The sequence below is a fragment of the Thomasclavelia cocleata genome, from assembly GCF_900102365.1.
Lineage (GTDB): Bacteria > Bacillota_I > Bacilli_A > Erysipelotrichales > Coprobacillaceae > Thomasclavelia > Thomasclavelia cocleata.
In genome coordinates this window covers 1-1,623 of the sequence record NZ_FOIN01000086.1, presented here as the reverse complement: position 1 = coordinate 1,623, position 1,623 = coordinate 1, and the positions used below count along the sequence as shown (strand labels likewise).

The 1,623-nt window shown below is 49.8% G+C and carries 2 rRNA genes; both read left to right on the top strand.

The features are described from left to right. Positions 1–1,392, top strand: a 23S ribosomal RNA gene (locus BMW96_RS13820); the annotation flags it as partial. Positions 1,393–1,495: 103 nt separating this feature from the next. After that, positions 1,496–1,604: ribosomal RNA gene (rrf, locus tag BMW96_RS13815) — 5S ribosomal RNA — on the top strand. The last annotated feature ends 19 nt before the right edge of the window (positions 1,605–1,623 follow it).

Below are 1,623 nucleotides of genomic sequence, written 5' to 3'. Positions count from 1 at the left end.
CAGGCAAATCCGGCTGTCGAAAGGCGAAGACGTGAAGCGGATGGAAAGCTGAGGCAAGTACAGAAGTCCGTGAAGCAGGCTTCCAAGAAAAGCTTCTAGTGTTAATCATACAGTAACCCGTACCGAAAATGGACACACATGGGTGAGGAGAGAATCCTAAGGTGAGCGAGAGAACTATAGCTAAGGAACTCTGCAAAATGACTCCGTAACTTAGGGATAAGGAGTGCTCATAGAGATATGAGCCGCAGTGAAACGGCCCAAGCGACTGTTTACCAAAAACACAGCTCTATGCTAAGTCGAAAGACGACGTATATGGGGTGACGCCTGCCCGGTGCTGGAAGGTTAAGAGGATGTGTCAGCGAAAGCGAAGCATTGAATTGAAGCCCCAGTAAACGGCGGCCGTAACTATAACGGTCCTAAGGTAGCGAAATTCCTTGTCAGGTAAGTTCTGACCCGCACGAAAGGCGTAACGATTTGGGCGCTGTCTCAGCTGTAGACTCGGTGAAGTCTTAGTACCTGTGAAGATGCAGGTTACCCGCGACTAGACGGAAAGACCCCATGGAGCTTTACTGCAGCTTGATATTGGACTTTGATGCAAGATGTACAGGATAGGTAGGAGACTGAGAGACATGCACGCCAGTGTGTGAGGAGTCGATGTTGGGATACTACTCTTCTTGTATTGGAGTTCTAACCGGATGCCATGGAACTGGCAACGGGACAGTGTCAGGCGGGCAGTTTGACTGGGGCGGTCGCCTCCCAAAGAGTAACGGAGGCGCCCAAAGATACCCTCAGCTTGGATGGAAATCAAGCGCAGAGTGCAAAGGCAAAAGGGTGTTTGACTGCGAGACCAACAAGTCGAGCAGGGACGAAAGTCGGGCTTAGTGATCCGGCGGTGCTGAATGGAAAGGCCGTCGCTCAACGGATAAAAGCTACCCTGGGGATAACAGGCTGATCTCCCCCAAGAGTTCACATCGACGGGGAGGTTTGGCACCTCGATGTCGGCTCATCGCATCCTGGAGCTGAAGTCGGTTCCAAGGGTTGGGCTGTTCGCCCATTAAAGCGGTACGCGAGCTGGGTTCAGAACGTCGTGAGACAGTTCGGTCCCTATCTGTCGTGGGCGCAGGAAGTTTGAGAAGATCTGTCCTCAGTACGAGAGGACCGGGATGGACATATCAATGGTGCACCAGTTGTCACGCCAGTGGCACAGCTGGGTAGCTAAATATGGAAGGGATAAACGCTGAAGGCATCTAAGTGTGAAACCCGCTTCAAGATGAGACTTCCCATTACGAAAGTAGGTAAGACCCCTTAAAGACGATAAGGTTGATAGGTCAGGAGTGTAAGCATGGCGACATGTTAAGCGGACTGATACTAATAGGTCGAGGACTTAACCTAGAGAAGAAAGGTTAAGGCTTGAGAGAAAAGGAAGACAAAAGACGCAGTAGAACTATTATCCGGTTTTGAGTGATTCTCAAAAGGGATTGCTTAAAAAAGAAGATCTGGTAGCGATAGCATGATGGACACACCTGTACCCATACCGAACACAGAAGTTAAGCATCATAACGGCGAAGATAGTACTGCGGTGCGACAATAGCAAGCTGCCGGTTCTTTTTTTTGTCTTTTTTT